This window comes from Streptomyces sp. DSM 116795 (assembly GCF_055792905.1).
The window spans coordinates 6656598-6676231 of record NZ_CM147707.1; the positions used below are offsets into that span (position 1 = coordinate 6656598).

Sequence of the window (19634 nt, forward strand, 5' to 3'; positions counted from 1 at the left end):
GGTAGTCATTGCGCGTTGCCGAACGGAGTCTGGAAGGGCCTCCGGCTCTCCGAAATGTTCGCGTCAAGGGTTCAACGGCGATCCGGAATCTAGGGGTGCAATTTTCCTCGTGTCGAGAGAGGAGCCCTTCCCAAGAATACCGTTCGTCTCGATCCTTGAATCCTTCGCGAATCAAGGGGGATAGGCTTTCGCGAAGATCTTCGGCATTAAGGACTGAACGTGACGCTAACAAGAGTGCTGCGCTCGCAGTAGCGTCTCGCGGGAGCGCGTCAATCCGGTGCCTCCGGGCCCCTCCCCGGGGTGTTCGCCGGTAATCAGTCTGGCCTGACACATGGAAATCAACACTCTCTTTGTGTTCAGACTCGATGAGGTGGCTGCTTGCCGGCCAAGCCGCAGTGAGGGCAGCGACGACGAGCCGGAGGTCAGTGAAAAAGGACGCGGAATCGTGATGCGACGTTGTGAGGTTGAGGGTCTCGATGATCTCCTGTTGCAAGGCGAACATCGAATCCGTGGGCTCCGCGTAGTGAGGGGATTTGTCGAGGCGGTTGCCGCATGCCTCACTCATTCGTTTCCGGGCTCCGGGCGTCTCGAATGTCCACCGACACTGCGCCGGATGCAGGGTGTGGTCGTTGGGTCGCTGCATCAGTATGGCGCTGTCTTGTGCTGGCTGGCCACAGCGAGGGCACTTGTGACTCAGGAATACGCGGTGTTCCATGCAGGCAAAAGCAACAGGGAGGTGCCATTCTTTCTTCCACGGTCCTCCGCGCGGCATTGGCGTATTTGCTTTTTCGCCCGCGAGGCACTGCGGACAGAAGCGTGGAACACCGAAGAGCCACGTATCAAACAGGGTACGCTGTGCAGGCCCAGGAAGAGAGCGAAGAATTGGAGGGTATCGATACTTCCAAGAGGACAGGGTAAGAGAAGTGGCCTCTTCTCGGGTAAGCCGCGTCGCCTGACTGAAGGTTGTGATGGTGTCTCCGTCGAGCTCCATCAATGCATGTCGCCCCATGCGGTTGTCCAGCCGATTGGCGTTGTGCAGGCCCGTGACGCTGGCGAGATGCACTGGAGAGATTCCGAGGCGATATGCGAGCCTTCGCAGGTAGCCTCCCATTGATTCACCTCGGAGCGGGCCCAAGCTTCGGGGCAATGGATGCATTGCTTGGTTCAACTCCCTGTTGCCCCGGCGGGGCCGTGGTCGTCGAAGACAGTGTTCCGGTGCCGTTTCACCTGTCGGATCTTCTTACCGACGATAGTTGGGTCGGCCGGGATCACGGGCTCGTCCGGCGCCTGCTCAGGCTCGTCCCGTCGAAGGACGATCTCGTCCAGCAGGCTCTCGTCGATCAGTTCCTTCCCCGACTCCACGGCCTCCAGGGCGCCGTCCTCGAGTAGGCGCCCCAAAAGGCCGACGACGCCTCCGGTGCGACGCATCAAGTACTCCGGCATGGTGCCGCCGGTGAGCATGCCCTCCTTGGCGTTGTGCAGCCGCAGGTGCTCCTCGATTCCCTGTAGGTGGTCGACGAAGGCCTGGATCTGGTGTCGGGTGGTGTAGCGGAAGCGGTCGATTTCGATGAGCTCGAAGCGGTGCTCGGTCTGAGTGACTTCTAGGCCGTGGATGCGGGTCGACTCCAGCGGTGGCATCTCCCACTGCCGGGTCTTCTTGTTCCATTTCGCCTCTCGGAGCAGTCCAATGCCGGAAATGTTGACGCCGGCCAGGATCAGGGTGACGTCCAGGCTCATGAAGGCCCGGATCAGGTCAAGGACGTCCTGGTCGTCGGCTCTGTGCATCCTCAGTCGGCTGATGTCGTCAAGGATCAGTACTTTGACGCCGTGGTCGTGGAGGGAGTCCGCAACCAGCCGGACCAGTTCCGGCAGCGTTGCCGTCTTGCGCGTTTCCGCGCGGAAGAAGCCCAGGATCGACGCACAGAGGCTCTTCGGAGTCGCTGTCACCGGGGTCGAGGCGTAGACGACCGGCGCGTGGAGATCACGCGAGCCCGGCAGAGCCGCGGGGTTGAGGTAGCTGTGCAGTTCGAGCCACTGGCCTTCGAAAACGGCACCCGCAGAGCAGACGGACGCTGTCTTGCCGTAGTTGCCCCAGCCGCCGACCATAACGCCGGCGCGCGTCGGATCGTCCTGCTTCTTCGTGTTGCCGCTTAACCGACGCCGAATCAGCTTGCCGACCTTGTCGTGCATGGGAGTCGCCTGCACTGGGAGGTTGGCGTTCGTCAACTGCCGGTAGAGTTCATAGTCAGCTTTGCGGCTGTCTGGGGTCACCGACCACTGCTGCGGCGAGATCACCGGGGCGGGGACGAGAAGGCCGCAGCGGGCGCGATAGTGCTGCCAGCCGACGTAGGTGTCGCGGGGCGGGCGCTTACTCAGGATCAACTCGGCGATCTGGGCTCGTGAGGGCAGGTCCGCCAGCGGATCGTCGGGGGAGAGGGTTCGGGTCACGCGTCGTCCTCCCGGACACTGGTGTCGGCTTCTGAGTCGTCGCGGGGCGCCGGCAGGAACATGGGCCGCCGTTTCAGGGCCTCGTGCAGCTTCGGCGGGGCGACGGGCCTGGTCTCGGCGAGCGCCTCTTCGCGACGCCGGCGGCGGTCGGTGTCGACTGCGCGGTCGATCGTGCGGGCATGTTCGGCCCAGGCCGCAGGCATCTCTGCCGGGGCCGATTCGACTGGCGGCGCCGGTGTGGCAGGGCAGTCGGCGGCCGCAGCCTGGGCGCGACTGATCTCGCGGGCCTGGGCGGCACGCCGCTTTTTCCCGGCCTTCTTCGTGGCCTGGCTTGGCCATTGATCGACCGGGGTGACCGACCCGAGGATCTCCAGCAGATATTCCAAGAGCTCGCTCTCGGAGTGGATCTTGATGTTGTTCGCCTTCACGTGCGCCAGGAGGGCGTCGGCGGTCTTGTCGGAGAAGGCGGGGATCTCACCCTCGGGCGGCAGCCCTTTCCAGCGCAGGATGTGCCAAGTCTCGTGGTTGGCCGGGTCCTGGAGGACTACCTGCCGACGGTCCCTTCGGTCGCTGCAAACGACCCACTTGCCCGCGTGCTTGCCGCCTCGACCGGAGGGCTGCAGGAATGGCGGCTCGTCGAGGACGGGGTCGTGATACCAAAGCCCACGGATCTTCACTCCGCGTCGTGGATGGATCTTCACGTGGTGCTTGCGCAGAGCCTTGTAGTAGAAGCCCGGTTCGGGGAAGTCCAGGTCGAAGCCACCCTGTTCCATCGCCGCTGCGAACAGAGTGTTGGGGCTGTGGTCCTCGCCAGGCGCCCAACTCGGTGCGTATTCGGTTAGTTTGCGGTTCTGCCAGATCTTGACGATCCATGTCGCGATGATGTGTTCGGCTTGTGCGAGCGTGAGGCTCGCGTCGCGTTCCGGGTCCGTCCCGCGGTCCGCGACATCGCCCCCGGTGAAGCCCAACAGGTGCTCGAAGAGCATGGTCTGGATGGTGAGGAACTGACGCTCGACCGCGAACTTGTCTGTCTGCCGCAGGACGCGGGCGGGCAGGATCCGGCAGCCGATCTCCCTCTCGACTTCCACTAGGTCGTGGTTCTTGTAGGGGCCGCCGTGGTCGGTGGTGACCGTCTCCGGGGCGAAGAACGGCAGAGCGGCCACCCGGTGACCGGTGAACTCGGCGATCACGTCGGCCGGGACCCCCGCGTAGGGCCATTCCATTTCCTTGCTCCAGCCGTCCCGCATCGGAAGCGGCAGCATCACGTCCCGCAGCAGCATCGCGACGTCGATCGAGGTGTCTGATTGCAACGTGAGCCGAAAGGCCGGCAGCCCGTGCGTGTAGAGATCCAGCGCGAGGGTCAGTGTCGCGGTGACCGCATCACCGAACACGGTCTCGCGCAGCTTCACCGGCATCGGGGTCGAGTCCAGTACCAGCACCTGGCCGGGCCGATGGACCACCATCCGACCGGAGACCCCGGCTTCTGCGGCGGCCTGGGCCGTCCGCTGGTAGCGCGGTCGGGCGCCGCCTGACCCGAACCACTCCTCCCAGACGTTCGCGAGCGTCCAGCGGGAAGGGATCTTCTTCGTCGGAAACGTCGGGAACCGCTCACGCATGTACTGGTGCATCAGCCGGTGCCTGGCGGCCAGACTCAGGCGGGCGCGTTCGCTGCACTCACCCTTGACCGCGAAGATCGCCTCACGGACCTCCTCCGTGATGCAGCGGTGCCCACTGCGTCGCCGTGTCCAGCGCCCATCCGCACAGGCCAGCAGAAGACTGTCGCCCGAGAGAGCCGCCAGACGCTCCAAGGTTCGGTAGCTGAGATGCTGCAGACCGAGCCGGGTCGCCTCCGCACGGGGCATCGCCCTCGTTTCCGCCGCCTTCGCATGGCGACGCTGGGTCAGCGTCGTGCGGTCCGGATCGTAGGCAGGCCGGGGCTCACCCGGCAGGGCCCGAGCGGGGTGCCCCTCCCGGAACCCCGTCTCAGCTTCCAACACATGCGCAGCCCGCAGCCGGGCGCGTTCCAACTGGTCCGTCGTCAGATCGGCGAGTGTCCTCGGCTGACGGGAGACCGGCAAGTGTTGCCTTGAGGCTTCGACCGTCGGCAGGAGCCGCAGGTCGGGATGGTTGATCAGCCAGCGGAACGAGCGGGTCTCCGCGCGGCCGTCGTCATCCACGAGAACGAGTCGGCCGAACTGGCCGTGGACGTCCTCGATCGTCCACTCGACTCCGTTGAGCGCGAGCCGCCTGCCTGGAGCGACCTGCAAGAACCCTCTCGACGCCATCACACCCCCCAGATCAGGGAGCTGTCCCGCAAGGGACTGCCAAGATCCACACCGAGCTTGCGTTGCCAGAGCAGCCGGACGATGTTCGCACGGCCAACGGAGGGGACGCTGGTCGCGTCTGCCAACTCGCAAAATGGCATCACCCGGCCCTCCCGACGGCCGATAGCCGTGAGCAACTGATCCCGCATGCCCAGGAGATCCCTCGCCGGCCGCCGTCGCGACGACAAGTGATCAAGGACGCTCCACACATGCCGGTGCCAGCCCGCGACCACCGAGTACCGCCAGCCGCATGCCGCCGCCACCTCCCTGGCTGCCGCGAACTTCAGCGCGTCCGCATCCTTGACCAGCTCCATTGGTCGGACATCCAGTAGCCACATCCCGCCGCCGATCAGGGCGAGGAAGTCCGGAATGTGCCAGGAAGGCCCGCCCACGTGCTCGAAGTCCAGGCGGAACGGCTGCGACAGCACCTCTGCGGCGCCCAGGAAGTCCAGCGCGACCAACAGCCGCATCTCCTCTAACGACTCGAAGCCGTGCCCCCTACCCGTCGACACCATCACTTCGAGCCCGGGGCGATGCCGCTGCTTCGCCCGCCACGTGAACCCCCGCATCGGCCGGGACGACAGCACCGGCACATGAGCCATGTCGCGGACCGGCCAGCCCACCTCGCCGGCACCGATCCGCCATGTCGAACTCCACCGACGCGACCAGTCGCCCCCGAGCCGCAGCCGATCCCGTGCCGCGGCATCGCCGTCGAACTCCATGACCAACTGGTCCAGTTGACTTGAATCCGAAGGGATCTTCGCCCTCGCTACCTCGCTCACACACCCACAGCAGCACTCACCGGCTGACGACCGGGAACACTCTTCGGAACTGATCGCAACACAGCGTTACGGGATCAAGATCCGCCAACTAAAGTGCTCGTCCGCCAACTAAAAATCTCGGTCGCAGGCCGCTGGGGCGTCGTATTCGCCAGCTTTGCATAAAACTGCCATGTCACGTATAGTCATGCTGGCGACGAGGAGGGATCGATGGCAATACGAGCAGCGGTCGCCGGGGCGAGCGGATATGCGGGCGGGGAGATCCTGCGCCTGCTGGCCGCGCATCCCGAGGTCGAGGTCGGGGCGCTCACCGGCAACTCCAACGCGGGCAGCCGGCTCGGCGCACTCCAGCCGCATCTGACTCCGTACGCGGACCGGGTGCTGGAGGAGACGACCGTCGCCGCTCTGGCCGGTCACGACGTCGTCTTCCTCGCCCTGCCGCACGGACAGTCCGCAGCGGTCGCCCGTGAGCTGGGGGAGGGCGTGCTCGTCGTGGACTGCGGCGCGGACTTCCGCCTCTCGGACGCACAGGCGTGGCAGCGCTTCTACGGCACGCCCCACGCCGGCACCTGGCCGTACGGCCTTCCTGAGCTGCCGGGGGCCCGCGCCGCGCTGGTGGGGTCCAGGCGCATCGCGGTCCCGGGCTGTTATCCGACCGCCGTCTCACTCGCCCTCGTCCCCGCCTACGCGGCCGCGCTGGCCGAGCCGGAGGCCGTCGTCGTCGCGGCGACGGGAACCTCGGGCGCGGGCAAGGCGCTCAAGCCGCATCTGCTGGGCAGCGAGGTGATGGGCTCCATGAGCCCGTACGGAGTGGGCGGCGGGCACCGGCACACACCCGAGATGGTGCAGAACCTCTCCGCGGCGGCGGGTGAGCGGGTCAGCGTCTCCTTCACGCCGACTCTCGCGCCGATGTCCCGCGGGATCCTCGCCACCTGCAGCGCCAGGGCGAGGCCGGGCACCGGTGCGGAGGAGCTGCGTGCCGTCTACGAAAAGGCCTACCAGGACGAGCAGTTCGTCACCCTGCTCCCGGACGGTGAGTGGCCGTCGACGGGCCACGTGCACGGCTCGAACAGCGTTCAGCTGCAGGTGGCTCTGGATACCGACGCCGGTCGCCTGATCGTCGTCAGCGCAGTCGACAACCTGACCAAGGGCACCGCCGGCGGCGCGGTGCAGAGCATGAACATCGCCCTCGGACTTCCCGAGGCACTGGGGCTGCCCGCCGTGGGAACCGCGCCGTGAGCGACGGCAGGTGCCCCCGGCCGGCAGGCGGCGAAGCGAACGGAGAAGAAGCGTGAGCGTGACAGCGGCAAAGGGGTTCACGGCTGCGGGGGTCGCGGCCGGAATCAAGGAGAGCGGCGGAGAGGACCTGGCGCTCGTCGTCAACAACGGACCTCGCCGCGCGGCCGCGGGCGTGTTCACCGCGAACCGCGTCAAGGCCGCGCCCGTGCTCTGGTCGCAGCAGGTGCTCAAGGGCGGCGCGGTGTCGGCCGTCGTGCTCAACTCCGGTGGCGCCAACGCCTGTACGGGCCCGCTCGGCTTCCAGGACACGCACGCCACCGCGGAGCAGGCCGCCTCGGCCCTCGGTCACAGCGCCGGCGAGATCGCCGTCTGCTCCACCGGACTGATCGGCACCCGGCTCCCGATGGACAGGCTGCTGCCGGGAGTCGGCGAGGCCGCCGGTCAACTTTCCGAGTACGGCGGCGAGAAGGCCGCCCTGGCGATCAAGACCACCGACACGGTGCACAAGACGGCCGTGGTGCAGGGTTCCGGCGGATGGACGGTGGGCGGAATGGCCAAGGGCGCGGGCATGCTCGCGCCTTCGCTCGCCACGATGCTGGTCGTGCTGACCACGGACGCCGACCTGGACTCCGCCGCCCTGGACGGTGCGCTGCGCGACGCGACCCGTACGACCTTCGAGCGGATCGACTCCGACGGCTGCCTTTCCACCAACGACACGGTGTTGCTGCTCGCCTCCGGCGCCGCTGAAGTCGTCCCGGACGGCACGGAGTTCACCGAGGCGGTACGGACGGTCTGCGACGACCTGGCCCAGCAGCTCATCCGCGATGCCGAGGGCGCCTCGAAGGACATCCGCATCGAGGTCCAGAACGCCGCGAGCGAGGACGACGCCGTCGAGGTCGGCCGCGCTGTCGCCCGTAGCAATCTGCTCAAGTGCGCCGTGCACGGCGAGGACCCCAACTGGGGCCGTGTGCTCTCCGCGGTCGGCACGACCGGCGCCGCCTTCGAGCCCGACCGGATCAACGTCGCCGTCAACGGCGTCTGGGTCTGCCGGAACGGCTCGGTCGGAGAGGACCGCGACAAGGCCGACATGCGCTACCGCGAGGTGCGCATCACGGCCGACCTCGCCGCCGGCTCCGAGTCCGCCGTCATCTGGACGAACGACCTGACGGCCGACTACGTACACGAGAACAGCGCCTACAGCTCGTGAACGATCCCGTGCATCCCACCCGCAGGCATACCGCGCTGCCCAAGGCGCGGACGCTCATCGAGGCGCTGCCGTGGCTCACGCGGCACAACGGCCGGACCGTCGTCATCAAGTTCGGCGGCAACGCAATGGTCGACCAGGAACTCAAGGCAGCCTTCGCACAGGATGTCGTCTTCCTGCGCCAGGCCGGGCTGCGTCCCGTCGTCGTGCACGGCGGCGGTCCGCAGATCAGCGCCCAACTGACGCGTCTGGGGCTGGAGTCGGAGTTCAAGGCCGGCCTGCGTGTGACCACGCCCGAGACGATGGACGTCGTACGGATGGTCCTCGCAGGCCAGGTCCAGCGCGAGCTCGTCAATCTCCTGAACCGGCACGGGCCGCTCGCCGTCGGCATGACCGGCGAGGACGCCCACATCATGGCTGCGACGAAGCGTTACGCCCGCATCGACGGCGAAGCCGTCGACATCGGCCGCGTCGGCGACATCGAGAGCATAGAGACCGGCGCGATCCAGGCGCTGCTGGACGACGGACGCATCCCCGTCATCTCCTCCATCGCACGCAGCGCCGACCCGTCCGACGAGACCGACGGGGACGGCGGCACAGCCGCGGGCGACGGATGCGGCGTCTACAACGTCAACGCCGACACCGCCGCCGCCGCACTCGCCGCCGCGCTCGGCGCCGAGACGCTGATGGTGCTTACAGACGTCGAGGGCCTGTACGCGGACTGGCCGGCCAGCGACGAGGTCGTCAGCGAACTCACCGCCGCCGAACTGGAGAAGCTGCTGCCGGATCTGGCCAGCGGCATGGTCCCCAAGATGGAGGGCTGCCTGCACGCCGTACGCAACGGGGTGCGCACCGCACGCGTCCTGGACGGCCGCGTACCGCACTCGATCCTGCTGGAGATCTTCACCGACGAGGGCATCGGCACGATGGTCGTGCCGGACAAGCGTGAGGGGGAGGAGCCCACGCCATGACCACCACGGACGAACCGGCGGGGACGGCCACAGGCGCCGCCGGCACCACGCCCGGCAGCGCCGCCGGCACCACCGCCCGCGACACCGCCAACTCCGCGCTCACCGGCCGCTGGCAGTCGGCCATGACCGACAACTACGGCACTCCGCGGATACCTCTGACGCACGGTCACGGCAGCACCCTGTGGGACGCGCAGGGCAAGGCCTACACGGACTTCACCGGCGGCATCGCCGTCAACGCGCTGGGCACGGCGCACGACGCGGTCGTACGAGCGGTCTCCGACCAGGTCGCCACGCTCGGCCACGTCTCCAACCTCTTCATCGCCGAACCGCCCGTCGAACTGGCCGAGCGGCTGCTGGAGCTGACGGGCCGCGAGGGCCGGGTCTACTTCTGCAACTCGGGCGCCGAAGCCGTCGAGGCGGCCGTCAAGGCCGGGCGGCGCACGGGCCGTACGCACATGGTCGCCACCGAGGGCGGCTTCCACGGCCGCACCATGGGAGCCCTCGCTCTGACGGGACAGCCCGCGAAGCAGGCGCCGTTCGAGCCGCTGCCCGGCGACGTGACCCACGTGCCCTACGGCGACGCCGACGCGCTGAGCGCAGCCGTCACCACGGACACGGCGCTGGTGATCGTCGAGCCGGTGCAGGGGGAGAACGGTGTCGTCGTGCCGCCCGAGGGCTATCTCGCGGCCGCACGCGACATCACGCGTGCGAACGGGACGCTCCTCGTCATCGACGAGATCCAGACAGGTATCGGACGTACCGGCCACTGGTTCGCCTGCCAGGCACAGGGCGTGGAACCGGACGTCATCACCCTCGCCAAGGGCCTCGGCGGCGGTCTTCCGCTGGGCGCCACGATGTTCTTCGGCGAGGCGGCGGAGCTGCTGACGCCCGGTCAGCACGGCTCCACCTTCGGCGGCAATCCCGTCGCCTGCGCGGCCGCACTGGCGGTGCTGCGGACCCTCGCCGAGGAGGAACTGCCCGCGCGCGCCCGGCGACTGGGGGAGCGGCTGCGTGACGGGATCTGGTCGATCGGACATCCGCTCGTCGAGCAGGTCCGCGGGGCGGGACTCCTGCTGGGTATCGTGCTCACCGAGCCCGTCGCACCGCACGTGCAACAAGCGGCTCAGGACGCGGGGTTCCTGGTCAACGCGGTCGCGCCGGATGTCGTACGGCTCGCTCCGCCGCTGATCGTCACCGAGCACGAGGTGGACGCTCTCCTCGGAGCCCTCCCCACGGTCCTGGACGCGGTGGACGGCGGGGAGACGAGCGCATGAGCCGAAGGGGACCGGGCCGATGACCGAGGGGTACGCGCACGAGGAGGAGCTGGGCAACGGTTACGGGGGCCAGGCCGTACCGCAGACCCGCACTGCCCGGCACCGGCGGATCGTCGACATCCTCAACCGGCAGCCGGTGCGCTCCCAGAGTCAGCTCGCCAAGCTTCTCGCCGACGACGGCCTCTCCGTCACTCAGGCCACGCTCTCCCGTGACCTGGACGAGCTGGGCGCCGTGAAGATCCGTAACACCGGAGGCGAGCTGATCTACGCCGTCCCCAGCGAGGGCGGCGACCGCACGCCGAAGGCTCCGCTGGGCGAGTCGGCGACCGAGGCCCGCATGGCACGCCTCGCGGGCGAACTCCTCATCTCCGCCGAGGCGTCGGCGAACCTGGTGGTCCTGCGCACGCCGCCCGGCGCCGCTCAGTTCCTCGCCTCGGCAATCGACCAGGCGGGCGTCCACGACATCATCGGCACCATCGCCGGCGACGACACGCTCCTCCTCATCAGCCGCGCCCCCGACGGGGGGCAGGCACTCGCGGGGCATCTGCTGAACCTGGCTCAGAAGGAGCACTAGGGCGTGTCCGCAGAGTCCCTCCCCCAGACTCCGTCTGGGGGAGGGTCCCCCCAGCGCAGCGTGGGGGCGTGCCCCCAGCGTTGTCGGTCGTCGGCTCAGCCCTCCCCCTGGGCCTAGGCGGCCCGGGTGGTACCCCAGCGCTCTCGCCTCCCGGGCCGAAGGCCCAGGGGGAGGACGACGCTACTTTGCGGACACGCCCTGGTCCGGCATCACTGACCGTGCGGCCCGGCCGCCGCTGTCCCACCCTTGAGGCATGACGAAGACGAAGCGTGTGCGGGTGCGGCGCGTGTACGAGGAGGCCAGGCCCCGTGAGGACGGGCTGAGGGTGCTCGTGGACCGGGTGTGGCCGCGCGGGATGAAGAAGGAGAACGCACGGCTGGACGAGTGGGCGAAGCAGATCGCTCCCTCGACCGAGCTGCGCAAGTGGTACTCCCACGATCCCGACCGGTTCGGCCAGTTCGCCGAGCGCTACCGCGCCGAGCTGGCGGAGCCCGAGGCCCGCGAGGCGCTAGACCGCCTCCGTGAGCGGGTGGACGGCGGGAAGGTGACGCTGCTGACCGCCGTGAAAGAGGAGCAGCTCGACCACAGCCACGCTGCGGTGCTCCGCGAGGAGCTCGGCGGCCGCTCCGGCTGAGAGACCCACCGCGTCTCCGGCGCGCGCGGAATCCCGCCCCGGTCCCTTGCGTAAGTCTCTGACCAGGCGCGTTGACGAAACATACGGGTGAGTGCATACTTATGCCAGTCAGCGTATGCACTGTAAGGAGAACCCCGTGACTGAGCGCGTCGTACTCGCCTACTCCGGCGGCCTTGACACCTCCGTCTGCATCGGCTGGATCGCCGAGGAGACCGGGGCCGAGGTCGTCGCCGTCGCCGTCGATGTCGGCCAGGGAGGCGAGGACCTGGACGTCATCCGCAAGCGCGCACTCGCCTGCGGTGCCGTCGAGGCCGAAGTGGCGGACGCCAAGGAGGAGTTCGCCGACGAGTACTGCCTGCCGGCTATCAAGGCCAACGCGCTCTACATGGACCGCTATCCGCTGGTCTCCGCCCTCTCCCGGCCTACGATCGTCAAGCACCTGGTGGACGCCGCGCACAAGCACGGCGCCACGACGGTCGCCCACGGCTGCACCGGCAAGGGCAACGACCAGGTGCGGTTCGAGGCCGGCATCTCCTCCCTCGCCCCCGACCTGAAGTGCATCGCGCCCGTGCGGGACTACGCGATGACCCGGGACAAGGCGATCGCCTTCTGCGAGGACAAGGGCCTGCCGATCGCGACGAGCAAGAAGTCCCCGTACTCCATCGACCAGAACGTCTTCGGCCGGGCGGTCGAGACCGGCTTCCTGGAGGACATCTGGAACGGGCCCATCGAGGACGTCTACGAGTACACCGAGAACCCCGCCACCCCGCGCGAGGCAGACGAGGTGATCGTCACCTTCGAGAAGGGCGTCCCCGTCGCCCTCGACGGCAAGCCGGTCAGCGTCCTGCAGGCGATCCAGCAGCTGAACGACCGGGCGGGCGCCCACGGCGTCGGCCGGATCGACATGGTCGAGGACCGGCTGGTGGGCATCAAGTCCCGGGAGGTGTACGAGTCCCCGGGCGGCATCGCGCTGATCACCGCGCACCAGGAGCTGGAGAACGTCACCGTCGAGCGCGAACTGGCCCGGTTCAAGCGGCAGGTCGAGCAGCGGTGGGCCGAACTCGTCTACGACGGCCTGTGGTTCTCCCCGCTCAAGCGCGCCCTGGAAGGCTTCATCGACGAGGCCAGCGAGCACGTCAGCGGCGACATCCGGATGACGCTGCACGGCGGACGGGCCGTCGTCACCGGCCGGCGCTCCCAGCAGTCGCTCTACGACTTCAACCTCGCGACATACGACAGCGGCGACACCTTCGACCAGTCGATGTCCAAGGGCTTCATCGAGCTCTTCGGAATGTCCAGCAAGATCGCCGCGAAGCGGGACCAGTCCCAGGCGTAGTCTCTCGCCGTGCTTGGGTGGTCCGCGCGATGGCGCGGGGTAGCCAGGCACGGCGGCCACCGGGCCGAACCCGGCCACGAGTCCGTACCCCCGCACATCCACGTCCGTCCAGGAGCACCGCCCCGTGAGCAGCGACAACACCGATGACGTCCGCCTCTGGGGCGGCCGCTTCGCCGACGGGCCGTCCGAAGCCCTGGAGAAGCTCTCCGCCTCCGTCCACTTCGACTGGCGGCTCGCGCCGTACGACATCGCCGGCTCCCGGGCACACGCCCGCGTGCTGCACAAGGCCGGACTGCTCACCGCCGAAGAGCTCCGGCAGATGACCGACGGGCTGGACCAGCTGGAGCGCGACGTCGCCGACGGCATCTTCACCGGCACCATCGCCGACGAGGACGTCCACACCGCCCTGGAGCGCGGCCTCCTGGAGCGGCTCGGGCCCGACCTGGGCGGCAAGCTGCGCGCCGGACGCTCACGGAACGACCAGGTCGCGACGCTCTTCCGGATGTACCTGCGCGACCACGCCCGCATCCTCGGCGGGCTCCTCGCCGACCTCCAGGGGGCGCTCGTCGGCCTCGCCGAGGCACACCCCGACGTGGCGATGCCCGGCCGCACCCATCTCCAGCACGCCCAGCCCGTGCTCTTCGCCCACCACGTACTCGCTCACGCGCAGGCCCTGTCGAGGGACGCGGAGCGGCTGCGTCAGTGGGACGCCCGTACGGCCGTCTCCCCGTACGGCTCCGGTGCGCTCGCGGGGTCCTCGCTGGGCCTCGACCCGCAGGCCGTCGCCGCCGACCTCGGCTTCGAGCACGGCTCGTCGGCCAACTCGATCGACGGGACGGCCTCCCGGGACTTCGTCGCCGAGTTCGCCTTCATCACGGCCATGACCGGCGTCGACGTCTCGAAGATCGCGGAGGAGATCATCCTCTGGAACACCAAGGAGTTCTCCTTCGTCACGCTCCACGACGCCTTCTCCACCGGCTCGTCGATCATGCCGCAGAAGAAGAACCCGGACATCGCCGAGCTGGCCCGGGGCAAGTCGGGCCGCCTGATCGGCAACCTCACCGGGCTGCTCGCCACCCTCAAGGCCCTCCCGCTCGCGTACAACCGCGACCTGCAGGAGGACAAGGAGCCCGTATTCGACTCCTGCGACCAGCTGGAGATGCTGCTGCCCGCCTTCACCGGCATGCTCGCCACCCTGACCGTGCACCGGGAACGCCTGGCGGAGCTGGCACCCGCGGGGTTCTCGCTCGCCACGGACATCGCCGAGTGGCTGGTGCGGCAGGGAATCCCCTTCCGGGTCGCGCACGAGGTGGCGGGGGAGTGCGTGAAGGTCTGCGAGCGCGACGGCATCGAGCTGGACGAGCTCACGGACGAACAGTTCGCCGCGATCTCCCCGCACCTCGGCCCGCAGGTGCGCGAGGTCCTCACCGTCCCCGGCGCCCTCGCGTCGCGAGACGGCCGCGGCGGCACCGCACCCTCCGCCGTGGCGCTCCAGCTCGCAGAGGTACGGAAAGATCTCGCGGAACAGCGCGAATGGGCCGCTGACCGGCGCTGATGCGTCCGTACGAGTAGCCGCTCGGCGGGAGGGCACCCGGATGGCCCCCCGATGAGAAGCGAGGCGAGACGCGATGATCGGATCTGTGCGTCACCGGCCGGAAGAGACGAACCACAGCACCGTCGCCGAGCTGACCAAGCAGGCTTCGCAGCAGCTCAGCGACGTGGTGCGCAGCGAGATGCGTCTGGCGCAGGCCGAGATGAAGGAGAAGGGCAAGCGTGCCGGCTTCGGCGGCGGCATGTTCGGCGGGGCCGCGGTCATGGGGTTGCTGGCCCTGTGGGCGCTGGTCTTCGCGGCGATCGCGGGCATAGCCGTGGCGCTGCCCGTATGGGCCTCGGCCCTGATCGTCGCCGGCGGGCTGCTGCTGGTCGCCGGTGTGCTGGCGCTGGCGGGGAAGCACGAGCTGGGATCCGCCGCACCGCCGAAACCCGAGAGGACCATCGACAGCGTCAAGGCCGATGTCGATGCGATCAGGGAAGGAGCCCAGCGATGACGCGCAAGTCCGGCACGGCGACCGACACCCGCCGGCTGCGGGCGGAGGTGGAGCAGGCCCGCGAAGAGCTGGCGGACACGGTCGCGGAACTGGCGGGCAAGACGGACGTGAAGGCGCACGCGCGGGAGATGGCCGCGCACGCCAAGTCCAAGGCCCTGTTCGAGGCGAACGAGGCCAAGGTCAAGGTGCAGCACACGGCCGAGAAGGCCGCCAACGGCAGCTTCGCCAAACCGGGCGCGGCCATGGCCGCCCTGGGCGCCGTCGGCACCGCCGCCCTGGCGGCATACCTGATCCTGCACCGGCAGCACGGAACCCATGGCAAGCACTGGAAGTGCGGGAAGCACGGGAAGAGGTGACCGGCGTGGTCAAGCTGCTCTACAAGCCCCTCGGCATCCTCTTCGGGCTGCTCGGCGGCATGATCGCCAGCGCCCTGTTCAGCAAGGTCTGGAAGGCCGTCGCGCACGAGGACGACGCACCGGACGCCTCCGACGAGGAGCGGCGCTTGAAGGAGATCCTGCCCGCCGTCGCCCTCAAGGGGGCGATCGCCGGCGTGGTCAAGGCGGTCATCCACCGGGGAGGAGCGACCGGGGTACGCGGTCTGACGGGGACCTGGCCCGCCTAGTGCCCCTCCCGGCAAGCTTTGCCCTGTCGCGCCGTCCTGCGGACAGATGAAGCGCCGGGCCGCCGCGAGGCGGTCCGCGCGCTGCCGTATTCGACGGTGCTGCCTCTGTCAGGCGGCTGTCAGGCGGCCTTGGCCTTCGTCGCGTAGACGTCCACGTACTCCTGCCCGGACAGGCGCATGACCTCGCTCATCACCTCGTCCGTCACAGCACGCAGCACGTAACGGTCGCGGTCCATGCCCTCGTAGCGCGTGAAGTCCAGCGGCTCGCCGAAGCGCACGGCGATGCGGCGGCCGGGCGCGGGACGGGGCAGGCCCTTGCCGCCGGGCTGGATCGAGTCCGTCCCGATCATCGCGAAGGGCACCACGGGTGCGCCGGTCATCAGCGCGAGACGGGCGATGCCGGTGCGACCGCGGTAGAGGCGGCCGTCGGGGGAGCGGGTGCCCTCCGGGTAGATGCCGAAGATCCTGCCCTCCTCCAGCACCCGGCGGCCCGTCATCAGTGCCGCGACGCCGCCCCGTCCGCCGTCGCGGTCGACGGGGATCATGCCGACACCGGTGAAGAACCACGCCATCAGACGGCCCTTGAGGCTGCGGCCCTTCACGTACTCGTCCTTGCCGATGAAGAACACCTGACGGTGCGTGACCAGGGGCAGCACCATCGAGTCGATGAAGGTGAGGTGGTTGCCGGCGAGAATCACCGGGCCGGAACCGGGAATTCGCTCCGCCCCTTCCACCTGCGGGCGCAACAGCACCCGCAGCAGCGGGCCGAGCAGTGCCTTGATCAGACGGAAACGGGACAACGGTTCCTCCGGTCGGTGATGGTCACGCGCGGACCCGCGCAGGTGAGGACGATACTTGCCGCTCCAGGCGGCGCGCACACCGGGGTCATCGGACCGATACACGGAGTTGACACGGAATACCGTCTCTTCGCCGTCTCTCGCGTGCCATGCCGGAGTGCGTCGGAGTGTCATCTTGGCCGTGTTTCCCGCATGTTCGGCCCTACGCCTCCCTTCCGTACGCAAGCCCGACCTACGATCAGCCAGTCGTCCGCCGGACCAACGCGTTCAGGCGGACGGAACAGATCTGAGACGAGCTGAGGAGAGCCCATGGGACAGGAGCAGCAGCCGGGTCGGAGACTCGTGCTCGGAGCGGCCGTACTGGGCGCCGCAGGCGCAGCCACGGTCGGTACGGGCGGGAGCGCACTCGCGGAGGACAAGAGCGGGGGACGCGAGAAGGACCGGCACGGAGGACGGCTGCCGGTACCGGCCGTCGTCGCTCACCGCGGTGCCAGCGGCTACCGCCCCGAGCACACCTTCGGCTCCTACCAACTCGCCTTGGACATGGGCGCGGACGTGATCGAGCAGGACCTCGTGCCCACCAAGGACGGGCATCTCGTCTGCCGTCACGAGAACGACATCACGGCCACCACGAACGTCGCCGCTCATCCCGAGTTCGCCGGGCGCAAGACGACCAAGTCGGTCGACGGCAAGGAGCTCACGGGCTGGTTCACCGAGGACTTCACCCTCGCCGAACTGCGCACGCTGCGCGCGAAGGAACGCATCCCGCAGACCCGTCAGCGCAACACGCTCTACGACGGGCGCTGGGAGGTGCCGCTCTTCGAGGACGTCCTCAAGTGGGCGCACAAGCAGGGCAAGAGCCGCGGCCGCCCCGTGTGGCTGCACATCGAGACCAAGCACCCCACCTACTTCCGCAAGCTCGGCCTGGAACTGGAGCCGCGGCTGGCGAAGCTTCTGCGCAAGTACGGGCGCCACAGCGAGGATTCCCCGAACTTCGTGCAGTCCTTCGAGCCCAGCAGCATCCAGAAGCTGAAGAAGCTGGTCGACTGCCCCGGCGTCTGCCTGCTGGACGCGGCCACCTCGCGGCCCTGGGACTTTGTGGAGGCGGGCGATCCGCGGACCGTCGCCGACCTGGTCAAGCCGGAGGGCCTTAAGTGGATCGCGCGGTTCGCCGACGGCATCGGTCCGCTGGTGGACCTGGTCATCCCGAAGAAGCCCGACGGCAGCCTCGGCGAGCCGACGACGCTCGTACGGGACGCGCACGCGGAGGGCCTGGTGCTGCACCCGTACACCATGCGCAACGAGAACTCCTTCCTGCCCGCCGACTTCCGGCGGGGCACGGACCCGAACGCCTACGGCGACGCCTTCGGCGCCTTCAGCGCCTACTTCGCCACGGGCATCGACGGCATCTTCACCGACAACCCCGACACCGGACTGCTCGCGGCGGAGGACTTCCGCGCGCGCTGAACCCCCAGGGGCCTGAGGCTTCTGATGGGGGCACCGCCCAAGCCGGAGGCGGGGGAGGCGGCGCTGTCACCCGCAGGGGTGGCATCGCCGCCGTACGGCAACCGCGGCCCGCCTCCGGGGCGTTGCGACCACCATGGAGCACCGCTCAGCCCACGCCGGCACCGGCGTACCGGAACCCCCGCTGCCGTCCCGTCCGCTGCGGCGGCTCCTCGCGGCGGAATGCGCCGCGGAGGCGGCAGCGGCGGGCGCGGACCCGGAGGACCTGCAACAGGCCGTGTGGCTGCGCTGGCTGGAGGCCGGGAGGCCCGGTCGGGCGGTCACCGCCGGCATGCACGACGGCACCGCACCGTCCGCGCGCTGGCTGCGCCGTGCCGTACGGGCCGAGGCACGCCGTGCGCGCCGCCGCGCGGGTCGCGAGGTCCCGCTGCCCGACCGCGGCCTGCCGTACACCCCCGCGGCGGAAGCCACGGTCCTCGCCGTCGAGCAGCGACGCCTCCTCGCCGCCGCCGTCGCCCGGCTTCCCGGTCCGTGCCCGGCGCTGATGCGCGCGCTGTTCTCCGGCAGGGACCTCACCTACCCCGAGATCGCAGGTGAGTTGGAAATGTCACAGGGCAGCCTGGGCCCGGTTCGTTCCCGATGTCTGGGTTGCCTGCGCACAATGCTCACGGCGTCGGATTGCGGCACGTGAACTTGGGGGAATGCTGCGGGAAGCAATCGGCGTCACATCAGGGCAGACAGTCCGGGCACGGCCACCCTCGCACATCCCGCCCGTGCCCGGACGCACCATGACAAGGGGAGGCAGGGCGCACATGGGTATGAGCGTGACCATCTCTGCGGCGGTCGAAGGCGACGCCGAGCAAATCCTCAAGCTCCAGTACCTGTGCTTCCAGAGCGAGGCGGAAGCCTACGGGGACTACGCCATCGCTCCCCTCACCCAGACCCTGGAAGGGCTGCGCGCCGAGATGGCAGCCGGCTGCGTGCTGGTGGCCCGCCTCGGCGACGAGGTCGTCGGCTCCGTACGGGGCGCGGTCGACGCCGACGGCACCGCACGGATCGACAGGCTCTGCGTACACCCCCGGCTGCAGCGGCACGGTCTGGGCGGGCGGCTCCTCGCCGCCATCGAGGACCGGCTGGCGGCCGAGCGTGACGCCAAGCGCTACCAGCTCGTCACCGGGCACCGCAGCGAAGGCAATCTCCGGCTGTACCGGAAGTACGGCTACACCACGTCCGGCAGCACCGATAAGGACCGGCAGGTGAAGCTGACGTCGATGACGAAGGACGTCGGCGGCACCGCCGGGGGCGCGGGCGGTTCCGCGGCGGTCCGCGCAAGCGCCTGACGGGGCCCGCCGGCGCGACCCTGACGGAGCACCCTGACGGAGCGTCAGCGGTGCCCGGGCGACGCCGGTACGTGCGCTCGTACGGCGGCCTCAGTCACCGCCGGCGGCGGAGTCGGCCTGTGAACGGGACCGGCGCAGCCACAGCAGCCCTGTCACGGGCAGGATCACGGGAATGAAGAGATAGCCCATGCCGTAGTCCGACCACACGGTGGCGTCCGGGAAGGCGGACGGTTCCACGAGCGTCCAGGTGCCCACCGTCAGCACGCCCAGCAGCTCCACGCAGCAGCAGCCGAAGGCGGCCTTGCGTGCCCTCTCGCCTCCCCGTACGAGTGACAGCGTGATGAAGGCGTACACGAGAGCCGCCACTGCCGACAGGAGATAGGCCAGCGGCGCCTCGTCGAAACGGGTCGCCAGCTGCACGGCCGAGCGGGACGCGGCACCGACCGTGAAGATGCCGTAGAGCGTGACGAGCAGTGTGCCGGGGCCCTTGCCGATGCCGATGCGCCGCGCCGGTGCCGGTGCCGGTGAAGCCTGCGGGGCCGCGCCGTCGGGGCCGGCCGGGTCGCCGTCCGGGCTCCGC

General features: G+C 69.1%; 19 protein-coding genes and 1 pseudogene. 14 read left to right on the top strand and 6 right to left on the bottom strand.

Annotated elements, in window-relative coordinates:
- Positions 1–706: 706 nt before the first annotated feature.
- The 4 genes and pseudogenes from ACSMXX_RS28820 to ACSMXX_RS28835 all read right to left on the bottom strand — a co-directional run.
- A pseudogene (locus tag ACSMXX_RS28820) lies at positions 707–1156 on the bottom strand (TniQ family protein); the annotation flags it as partial.
- A gap of 8 nt (positions 1157–1164) precedes the next feature.
- Positions 1165–2448: a TniB family NTP-binding protein gene (locus tag ACSMXX_RS28825; protein ID WP_473181590.1), complete on the bottom strand. Its 1284-nt coding sequence runs from the start codon at positions 2446–2448 to the stop codon at positions 1165–1167.
- Positions 2445–4733: a transposase gene (locus tag ACSMXX_RS28830; RefSeq protein WP_473185020.1), complete on the bottom strand. Its 2289-nt coding sequence runs from the start codon at positions 4731–4733 to the stop codon at positions 2445–2447. Before ACSMXX_RS28830 ends, ACSMXX_RS28825 begins: the two co-directional genes overlap by 4 nt.
- Positions 4733–5494: a hypothetical protein gene (locus ACSMXX_RS28835; RefSeq protein ID WP_473181591.1), complete on the bottom strand. Its 762-nt coding sequence runs from the start codon at positions 5492–5494 to the stop codon at positions 4733–4735. The genes ACSMXX_RS28830 and ACSMXX_RS28835 overlap by 1 nt, the downstream gene beginning before the upstream one ends.
- Before the next feature lie 267 nt (positions 5495–5761).
- On the opposite strand from ACSMXX_RS28835, the gene argC reads away from it, so the two are divergent.
- The 11 genes from argC to ACSMXX_RS28890 all read left to right on the top strand — a co-directional run bounded on the left by argC (position 5762) and on the right by ACSMXX_RS28890 (position 15453).
- Positions 5762–6790 carry an N-acetyl-gamma-glutamyl-phosphate reductase gene (gene argC, locus ACSMXX_RS28840; RefSeq protein ID WP_473181592.1) on the top strand — a complete coding sequence of 343 codons (1029 nt, stop codon included), beginning with the start codon at positions 5762–5764 and terminating at the stop codon, positions 6788–6790.
- Positions 6791–6842: 52 nt separating this feature from the next.
- On the top strand, positions 6843–7997 hold the full coding sequence (gene argJ / locus ACSMXX_RS28845; RefSeq protein ID WP_473181593.1) for a bifunctional glutamate N-acetyltransferase/amino-acid acetyltransferase ArgJ: 1155 nt from the start codon (positions 6843–6845) through the stop codon (positions 7995–7997).
- The gene (gene argB / locus ACSMXX_RS28850; protein ID WP_473181594.1) at positions 7994–8965 is read left to right on the top strand and encodes an acetylglutamate kinase; all 972 of its coding nucleotides are present in this window, start codon (positions 7994–7996) and stop codon (positions 8963–8965) included. The genes argJ and argB overlap by 4 nt, the downstream gene beginning before the upstream one ends.
- A 122-nt stretch (positions 8966–9087) precedes the next feature.
- Positions 9088–10239 carry an acetylornithine transaminase gene (locus tag ACSMXX_RS28855; RefSeq protein ID WP_473185021.1) on the top strand — a complete coding sequence of 384 codons (1152 nt, stop codon included), beginning with the start codon at positions 9088–9090 and terminating at the stop codon, positions 10237–10239.
- 19 nt (positions 10240–10258) lie between these two features.
- Positions 10259–10813 (top strand): arginine repressor, encoded by a 555-nt coding sequence (locus ACSMXX_RS28860; RefSeq protein WP_473181595.1) that lies wholly within the window; start codon positions 10259–10261, stop codon positions 10811–10813.
- 253 nt (positions 10814–11066) lie between these two features.
- Positions 11067–11447 (top strand): DUF488 domain-containing protein, encoded by a 381-nt coding sequence (locus tag ACSMXX_RS28865; protein WP_473181596.1) that lies wholly within the window; start codon positions 11067–11069, stop codon positions 11445–11447.
- A 136-nt stretch (positions 11448–11583) separates the two neighbouring features.
- A complete protein-coding gene (locus tag ACSMXX_RS28870) occupies positions 11584–12783 on the top strand; it encodes an argininosuccinate synthase (RefSeq protein ID WP_473181597.1) in 1200 nt (399 codons plus the stop codon).
- A 124-nt stretch (positions 12784–12907) separates the two neighbouring features.
- Entirely contained in the window at positions 12908–14338 is a 1431-nt protein-coding gene (gene argH / locus ACSMXX_RS28875) for an argininosuccinate lyase (RefSeq protein ID WP_473181598.1), read from the top strand.
- 73 nt (positions 14339–14411) lie between these two features.
- On the top strand, positions 14412–14831 hold the full coding sequence (locus ACSMXX_RS28880; RefSeq protein WP_473181599.1) for a phage holin family protein: 420 nt from the start codon (positions 14412–14414) through the stop codon (positions 14829–14831).
- Positions 14828–15187, top strand: a complete 360-nt coding sequence (locus tag ACSMXX_RS28885; protein ID WP_473181600.1) for a DUF3618 domain-containing protein — start codon at positions 14828–14830, stop codon at positions 15185–15187. The genes ACSMXX_RS28880 and ACSMXX_RS28885 overlap by 4 nt, the downstream gene beginning before the upstream one ends.
- A 5-nt stretch (positions 15188–15192) precedes the next feature.
- The gene (locus ACSMXX_RS28890) at positions 15193–15453 is read left to right on the top strand and encodes a DUF4235 domain-containing protein (protein ID WP_473181601.1); all 261 of its coding nucleotides are present in this window, start codon (positions 15193–15195) and stop codon (positions 15451–15453) included.
- A gap of 119 nt (positions 15454–15572) precedes the next feature.
- Here the strand turns inward: ACSMXX_RS28890 and ACSMXX_RS28895 are convergent, their stop codons facing one another.
- A complete protein-coding gene (locus tag ACSMXX_RS28895; RefSeq protein WP_473181602.1) occupies positions 15573–16253 on the bottom strand; it encodes a lysophospholipid acyltransferase family protein in 681 nt (226 codons plus the stop codon).
- 306 nt (positions 16254–16559) lie between these two features.
- Between ACSMXX_RS28895 and ACSMXX_RS28900 the strand changes: the two genes are divergently transcribed.
- From ACSMXX_RS28900 to ACSMXX_RS28910, 3 genes are all read left to right on the top strand, one after another.
- Positions 16560–17717, top strand: coding sequence for a glycerophosphodiester phosphodiesterase (locus ACSMXX_RS28900; protein WP_473181603.1), 1158 nt, complete (start codon positions 16560–16562; stop codon positions 17715–17717).
- Between the two features lie 133 nt (positions 17718–17850).
- Positions 17851–18405 carry a sigma-70 RNA polymerase sigma factor region 4 domain-containing protein gene (locus ACSMXX_RS28905; RefSeq protein WP_473181604.1) on the top strand — a complete coding sequence of 185 codons (555 nt, stop codon included), beginning with the start codon at positions 17851–17853 and terminating at the stop codon, positions 18403–18405.
- 121 nt (positions 18406–18526) lie between these two features.
- A complete protein-coding gene (locus ACSMXX_RS28910) occupies positions 18527–19054 on the top strand; it encodes a GNAT family N-acetyltransferase (protein WP_473181605.1) in 528 nt (175 codons plus the stop codon).
- Positions 19055–19144: 90 nt separating this feature from the next.
- Here ACSMXX_RS28910 and ACSMXX_RS28915 read toward each other — a convergent pair whose 3' ends face one another.
- Positions 19145–19555: a hypothetical protein gene (locus ACSMXX_RS28915; RefSeq protein WP_473185022.1), complete on the bottom strand. Its 411-nt coding sequence runs from the start codon at positions 19553–19555 to the stop codon at positions 19145–19147.
- Positions 19556–19634: the final 79 nt, after the last annotated feature.